At 71.3% G+C, this 7,330-nt stretch carries 6 protein-coding genes; 5 read left to right on the forward strand and 1 reads right to left on the reverse strand.

Annotated features, from left to right (window positions below; all coding sequences use genetic code 11):
• The 5 genes from DEJ17_RS17225 to DEJ17_RS17245 form a co-directional block, all read left to right on the forward strand.
• Positions 1-2,737: DEAD/DEAH box helicase (locus tag DEJ17_RS17225; RefSeq protein WP_110895618.1), on the forward strand; the 2,737-nt coding region annotated here is incomplete at its 5' end.
• Positions 2,738-2,812: 75 nt separating this feature from the next.
• Complete coding sequence (locus DEJ17_RS17230; protein ID WP_258366888.1) at positions 2,813-3,604, forward strand: HNH endonuclease family protein; 792 nt, start codon at positions 2,813-2,815, stop codon at positions 3,602-3,604.
• A 120-nt stretch (positions 3,605-3,724) separates the two neighbouring features.
• Complete coding sequence (locus DEJ17_RS17235) at positions 3,725-4,528, forward strand: SDR family oxidoreductase (protein ID WP_110895622.1); 804 nt, start codon at positions 3,725-3,727, stop codon at positions 4,526-4,528.
• 96 nt (positions 4,529-4,624) lie between these two features.
• Positions 4,625-5,050, forward strand: a complete 426-nt coding sequence (locus DEJ17_RS17240) for an SseB family protein (RefSeq protein ID WP_146239756.1) — start codon at positions 4,625-4,627, stop codon at positions 5,048-5,050.
• Between the two features lie 383 nt (positions 5,051-5,433).
• A complete protein-coding gene (locus DEJ17_RS17245) occupies positions 5,434-6,120 on the forward strand; it encodes a hypothetical protein (protein ID WP_110895626.1) in 687 nt (228 codons plus the stop codon).
• Positions 6,121-6,129: 9 nt separating this feature from the next.
• On the opposite strand, the gene DEJ17_RS17250 is transcribed toward DEJ17_RS17245, so the two are convergent.
• Positions 6,130-7,330, reverse strand: a 1,201-nt coding sequence (locus tag DEJ17_RS17250) for an ATP-binding protein (RefSeq protein WP_146239757.1), incomplete at its 5' end; no start/stop codon positions are given.

Raw genomic sequence — 7,330 nt, forward strand, 5'->3', positions numbered from 1 at the left:
GGCCCTGCACCGTGCCGGACAGCTCGCAGGGCTGCCCGGCGAGAGCGACTGGCTGCACCTCGACGACTTCCGGAGTCCCCTGCTCTGGCCGCTCCTGCAGCAGGCCGCGGCGCTCGACATCGCGTTCGTCACCGGGAAGCGCGAGGGCGGTGCGGTGCTCGGCACGCAGGCCCAGGTGCTGCTCGATGTCGCGCGACACGACGACGCCGTGGTGATCGGGGCGAGTGCGGTGCTCGACGGCCGTCCCGTGGTTCCCGGAGCCGCGCGGATGATCGGCGACCACGGCGTCTACGTGTTCCGCGAGAGCCCCGAGTTCACCGTCGCCGTCGCCCCGACCCCGGCGCCGGTGCCGGAAGACCAGCGACGCATGCTCCTCGACGGCACCCGCATCACCGTGCCGACCGCCGAGGTCGACGAGTTCCTGGCCGACTGGTCGCCCCGGCTGCGCGGTGCCCTCGGCCTGGTCAGCTCCGACGGCTCGGTGGAGCTGCCCGAGCGCACCCCGCCCGAGCTCGTGCTCACCGCGACGTTCGAGCCGGCCCGGGCCCCGCGCACCGACGACCGCGTGCACCTGCACTGGCGTTGGCACGTTGACGGCCGGAAGGACCCGGTGTCCCTGCACGGCCCGCTCCCCGACCTGTCCGTGCTCCGCGCCGCCGATAACGTCGCCGTGTCGGACCCGGCCGCGGCGGTGGAGCCGGCCGCCTCGGCACCGCAGGCCGACGACGCGGGGCTGGGCGGGCCTCCCGTCCGGGCTGCAGGCCCCGGTGGCGGACTCGACTGGTTCCAGGACGGCACCATCGACGGGGCCGACGTCGCGGTGTTCGCGAACGAGTTCCTGCCGGAGCTGCCGTCCCTCGGCGTCCGCACCGTCGTGCAGGGCGAGCGGCTCGACTACGAGCGGTTGAGCGGTCGACCGCACATCCGCGTCACCACGATGCCGTCGGACAAGCACGACTGGTTCGATCTCGGCATCATCGTCAGCGTCAACGGCAAGCAGATCCCGTTCACTCCGCTGCTCACCGCACTCGCCGGCCGGCAGCGACGGCTCAAGCTCGTGGACAACTCGTACCTGTCGCTGGCCGACCCCGCCTTCGACCGGCTCAAGGAGCTCATCGACGAGGCCCGTGACCTGGACGAGTGGGAGCCCGACCAGCCGATCGCCGTCACGCCGCTGCACGCGGGGCTGTGGACCGAGTTCGACCTGCTCGCCGACGAGACCTCGCACGACGAGCGGTGGCAGGCGATCGCCTCGGGGCTGCTCGGGGCGACTCCCCCGGGTGACCTCCCCGTGCCGGACACCGTGCACGCCGACCTGCGGCCGTACCAGCACGCCGGGTACGCGTGGCTGTCGTTCCTGGTGACGCACGGCATCGGCGGGGTGCTCGCCGACGACATGGGCCTCGGCAAGACACTGCAGGTGCTCGCGATGGTCGCCGCCCGTCGTGCCGCGGAGCCCGACGCGCCCCCGTTCCTGGTCGTCGCACCGACCTCGGTCGTGGGCAACTGGTCGGCCGAGGCCGCGAAGTTCGTACCGTCGCTGCGGGTCGCCACGGTCACCTCGACCTCGTTGAAGGACCCGGGGCTCGTCGCCCGGACGGCATCGCAGGCCGATGTCGTCGTCACCTCGTACGCGCTCCTCCGGCTCGATGCGCAGGCATGGACCGGCCTGCCGTGGTCGGCACTGGTGCTCGACGAGGCGCAGTTCGTGAAGAACCCGCAGTCGCAGACCCACCGCGTGGCGTCGGAGCTGCAGGCACCGGTGAAGTTCGCGATCACCGGCACCCCGCTCGAGAACGGTCTGACCGACCTGTGGGCGCTGTTCCACATCGTCGCGCCGGGGCTGCTGTCGACCTGGACCCGGTTCGGCGACGACTACGTGAAGCCCCTCGCCTCCCCCGACCTGCGTGGCGAGGCCCGGCAGGAGCTCACCGCGCGGCTGCGGCGACGGATCCGGCCGCTCATGCTCCGCCGCACGAAGGAGGCCGTCGCCGCCGACCTGCCGCCGAAGCAGGAGCAGGTCGTGCGGGTCACGCTCGACCCCGCGCACCGGGAGCTGTACGAGCGCACGCTCAACCGGGAGCGGCTCAAGGTCCTCGACCTCATCGACGACCTGTCCAAGAACCGGATGATCGTGTTCCGCTCGCTGACGCTGCTGCGGATGCTCGCGCTGTCGCCGGCGCTGGTGTCGTCGCCGCCGAGCGACTCGGACGTTTCCGCACCTCCGATCCCCTCGGCCAAGCTCGACCTGCTGCTCGACGAACTCGAGCAGCTCGCGGCAGAGGGCCGTCGCGCCCTGGTGTTCAGCCAGTTCACCTCGTTCCTGCGGATGGTCTCGGACGCCCTCGACGCCCGCGGCATCGGCTACGAGTACCTCGACGGCTCCACCCGCAAGCGCCCCGAGGTCATCGAGCGCTTCCGGCAGGGCACCGCCCCGGCGTTCCTCATCTCGTTGAAGGCCGGCGGCTTCGGGCTCACCCTGACCGAGGCGGACACCGTGTTCGTGCTCGACCCGTGGTGGAACCCCGCCGCCGAGTCCCAGGCCGTCGACCGCACCCACCGCATCGGGCAGACCCGGTCGGTCAGCGTCCAGCGGTTCATCGCCGAGGACACCATCGAGGAGAAGGTCCTTGCCCTCGCTGCCCGCAAGGCCGAGCTGTTCGCCACGATGATCGACGACGACGCCCTGTTCGCCGACGACCTGACCGCCGACGACATCCGTTCCCTGCTGGCCTGAGCCGCTGCGCACATCGCCGCACCACCGTTCCGCCCCGCGCCACCGTTCCGCCCGCACCACCTGGAGTCCCACCGCATGACGTCCCGCCGACGCCGCAGCCGCATCACCCTGACCTCCGTCCTCGTCGTCCTGGCCCTCGCCGTCGGCGGGTACGCGCTCGATGCGTCCGGCGTCCTCGGGCCGGACGCCGACGCGGCGGGCACGACCGCGGCGGGCGGCCCCACGGCCGGGGAGACGACCACCATCGGACCGCAGCAGGCGTCGTCGGGGGCGACCCCCGCCTCCAGTCCGACCGTCAGCCGCGGAACCGACGCCGACGCCGTCCGCGCACGCACTCAGCTCGCCGACCTGCCCGTCAAGGGCAAGGCAGCGGGCACCGGCTACGACCGCACGGGCGACTTCGGCAGCGCGTGGCTCGACGTCGACCGCAACGGGTGCGACACCCGGAACGACGTCCTCGCCCGCGACCTCGCCGACATCACCCGCGAGGGCCGCTGCAAGGTCCTCACCGGCACCCTCGTCTCGCCGTACACCGGTGCGACGGTGGACTTCGTGCGCGGCAACACGACCTCGACCCTCGTGCAGATCGACCACGTCGTCGCGCTCGAGAACGCCTGGCGCACCGGGGCGCAGCAGCTCACCGAGGCCGAGCGGCAGGCGCTGGCGAACGACCCGGCGAACCTGTTCGCCGTCGACGGCCGGTCCAACTCGCAGAAGGGCTCCGGCGACGCCGCGACCTGGCTCCCCGCGAACAGGGCGTTCCGCTGCACGTACATCGAGCACCAGGTCACGGTGAAGGCGAAGTACCGTCTGTGGGTGGCTCCGGCGGAGCGGGACGCGATGGTGCGGGTGCTGGACGCCTGCTGACCGTGTCGTTGCACAACAGGTGTAGTCTAGCGAACTCGATGCAGATGCATCGATCGGACTCGCTGCCCCATCGCGGACCCCGAGCCCTTCACCGTCGAAGACCTCAGGAGGCCTCCCACCATGCCCGAAACCACCACCGTCGCCACCCGCTTCGCCGACCGCGTCGTCCTCATCACCGGCGGGGGCTCCGGCCTCGGCCGCGCGACCGCCGTCCGCCTGGCAGCAGAGGGCGCTGCGCTCTCCCTCGTCGACGTCTCCGAACAGGGACTCGAGGCGACGAAGACCGCCGTCCTCGACGCGACCCCGGACGCGCAGGTCCTGACGACCGTCGCCGACGTGTCCGACGAGGCCCAGGTCGACACCTACGTCACCGCCACGACCGAGCGCTTCGGCCGCATCGACGGCTTCTTCAACAACGCCGGCATCGAGGGCAAGCAGAACCCCACCGAGTCCTTCACCGCCGCCGAGTTCGACCGCGTCGTGTCGATCAACCTGCGCGGCGTGTTCCTCGGGCTCGAGAAGGTGCTCAAGGTCATGCGCGAGCAGGGTTCCGGCATGGTCGTGAACACCGCGAGCGTCGGCGGCATCCGGGGCATCGGCAACCAGTCCGGGTACGCGGCAGCCAAGCACGGCGTCGTCGGGCTCACCCGCAACTCGGCCGTCGAGTACGGCCGCTACGGCATCCGCATCAACGCCATCGCCCCCGGCGCCATCTGGACGCCCATGGTCGAGAACTCGATGAAGCAGCTCGACGCGGAGAACCCGCGCAAGGCCGCCGAGGAGTTCATCCAGGTCAACCCGACGAAGCGCTACGGCGAGGCGCCCGAGATCGCCGCCGTGGTCGCGTTCCTGCTGTCCGACGACGCGTCCTACGTCAACGCGACGGTCGTCCCGATCGACGGCGGGCAGTCGGCCGCGTACTGAGACCGTCAGCTCCGATGCCCGGCGCACGTCCGCGTGCGCCGGGCATCTGCCTTGGAGGCGCGGCTCGGCCCCGCCGTGTCCGCCGACCGTGACAGCATGGCTGGCGTGAGTACCGATGAGACGAACGGATCAGCCTTCGGCCGAGGCGTCGACAAGGCCCCACCGACCGCGGCCGCCGAACTGCGACGCAGGATGGCCGCCTCGCCGGCGGGCTTCCTGCGGAGCGCTGCGTGGGTCCCCTGGAAGCCGGCGGGCACTCCGGAGGCCGGCAGCGTCGCCCACGTCCTGATCCGCGACAAGCCGTTCGTGCCCGTCTTCACCGACCCGGGCGAACTCGCCGCCGGCCTGCCTGACGCCGAGGGGCGTCCGGTGCCGATGTCCGAGCTCGTGTCAGCACTGCCCGAGGAGTTCGGCATCGTGGTCGACCCCACCAGTGCGGCCGAAGCCAACTTCCTGCACGCCGACGTCCTCGCCCAGATGCGGATGCAGATGCAGGGTGGCGTCCCGACCAGCGACGACTGATGCCCCTTCCGAGCGAGTGCGGGGGCAGGTGCCGGCGGCACGCCATCGCCACTCGACGAACGCTTGAATAGGCATACCAATCAAGCGCCGGGAACCCGAGATCGTACCGGTCCGCAGTGTTCAGTATGGCCAGCCGGTCAACCCAGTTCTGGGGATCGCTCATTGCAGTGTCGCCCACCAGGATGGGTCCGTCGTACTGAGCGGACGGGGGAACGACGATGCCGTTGGGCGGGCCAGGACCACGAGATTGGTCCCCTCCGGACTACTCGTCCGCGACCTCGCGAAGTGGTACTCGCCGGTTGCCGACACTCCACGCACCGTCACCGCTGCTGAACGCGAAGCCACGCGGGCGAACAAGGCCCTGGGCGTTCGCGACCCTTGCGATGCTGCTCGGCCTCGGCAGCGTCGTCATCGCGCTCGTCGAGCCGCAGCAGTCGGGGATCCAGACAGGCTTCATCGTCTCGACCATCGGCATCTCGGCGATCGTCTTCGGTGTGCAGGCCATCAAGACCGCACGATGGGGTTCGGCCACTGCGCGGGCATTCGGTCGCGGCGGGGCGATCCTCGGCAGCGTCGGGACGGCGCTCATGGCGTACGCGGTCATCGGGGCTGCTCTGACGGGTAGCGGCGTCCACCTGCCAGCGCTCTCACTCCCCCTCGACGGCCGGAGCGCTGCCGTCGGCCCGGTTGCGGCCCCGCAACGCTCGGCCATCGCTGCTCCGGCGGAGTCGGCTGTGCCAGCAGCGAAGCCGGAACCTGCCGCGCCGCCAGCTCCGATGACCGCCGAGACCGAGCGGTCGGCTGTCGCGCAGAGCGCAGGCACGCTCGCCTTCGTCATGCGGCAGTCGTTCGGTACCGGTCCGTACCCGTCGACCCTGTCCGTCGGGATGACCGCGCCGGAGCGGATCCTGCTGCCCGACGGTACCGGGCTCGCTGCCGTTCCTGATGGCGCACGCGTGCTCTACTCCGTCGCACCGGACGGCTCCGCGTGGTCCGTCACGATCATCGGCGCTCAGTTCGGTGCTGTCGCGACCTACAGCTCGACGATCGGCACGGTCGAGTCGGGGTGATCCCACCGCTCAGCGGCGGGGGCTGACCAGCTCGATGAAGCGGGACAACAGGGACAAGCCCGCGATCGACGGCGGCAGCCCCGTGCTCAGCGCCGGCGAGTGCACGAGGTACGCAGCCCACTTCGCCCGCGAGATCGCCACGTTCAACCGGTTCGGCATGAGCAGGAAGTCGAGTCCACGCGGGATGTCCGCCGCGCTCGAGGCCGCCAGGGACACGATCGACACGACGGCCTCTCGACCCTGGAACAGGTCGACCGTGCCGACCTGGGTGCCCGTGTAGCCCGCGCGATCGAGCTCCTGCCGGATCAGCGCCCCCTGCGCGTTGTACGGCGCCACCACGATGACGTCCTCGTCGGTCAGGGCACGCGTGTCGGAACCGTCCGTCCACGTGCGGCCGACGACGTCACCGACGAGTCCGACGACCCGGGCGGCCTCTTCAGCCGAGGACGTCGTGTTGCCCGCGTGGACGACCGGCACGGGGTGCACCCCTGCGTCGAAGCCGTCGAGGTGCCGGCCGGAGACCATCGAGGCCAGCTGCCCGTCGTAGGACAGGTTCGAGACGGACTCGGTCAGGGAAGGCTCCATGCGGCGGGTGCGGGCGAGGAAGTACCCGAACTCCGGCGGCAGGACGTGCTGGCCGTCGGCGAGCCAGCCGAGCGCGGACTCGTCGACGGGCTCGGGGTGCGAGCCCTGCGACACCTGGGGCAGCTGCTGGGGGTCGCCGAGCAGCAGGAGCCGGGTCGCGGCGACCGACGAGGCGATGGTCGGGGCGAGGGAGAACTGTCCGGCCTCGTCGACGACGAGCAGGTCGAGGGAACGGCGTTCGATCGTGGACTCGTTCGCGAACGTCCACGCCGTGCCGCCGACGACACCGCCGGTACCGGAGGCTTCGCACGAGGACAGGAACGCGGCGACCGCGGCACCGTTCTTCACCGGGGTCCAGGCTGCGGATTCGAGCTCATCCTCGGTCGCGCCGGACTTCGGCACCTTCACGACCCGGTCCACGGGGACGCCGGCGTTCACGACCGCGGTCAGGAAGTTCTCCGACGTCGCGTGGGACTGCCCGACGACCCCGACGCGCCAGCCGTACTCGCGGACGAGTCGGGCGACGACGTTCGAGCCGACGTAGGTCTTGCCCGTGCCGGGAGGGCCCTGGATCGCCAGGTACGACCGGTCGAGGTCGAGCAGGGTCGACACGACCGCCGACACC

It is taken from the genome of Curtobacterium sp. MCSS17_011 (genome assembly GCF_003224275.1).
In the GTDB taxonomy this organism is placed as follows: Bacteria; Actinomycetota; Actinomycetes; order Actinomycetales; family Microbacteriaceae; genus Curtobacterium.

Bases quoted from the DNA above. Each gene is read 5' to 3' on its own strand.
- DEJ17_RS17235 (WP_110895622.1), top strand. From the start codon at position 3,725: ATGCCCGAAACCACCACCGTCGCCACCCGCTTCGCCGACCGCGTCGTC.
- DEJ17_RS17240 (WP_146239756.1), top strand. From the start codon at position 4,625: ATGGCTGGCGTGAGTACCGATGAGACGAACGGATCAGCCTTCGGCCGA.
- DEJ17_RS17230 (WP_258366888.1), top strand. From the start codon at position 2,813: ATGACGTCCCGCCGACGCCGCAGCCGCATCACCCTGACCTCCGTCCTC.
- DEJ17_RS17245 (WP_110895626.1), top strand. From the start codon at position 5,434: ATGCTGCTCGGCCTCGGCAGCGTCGTCATCGCGCTCGTCGAGCCGCAG.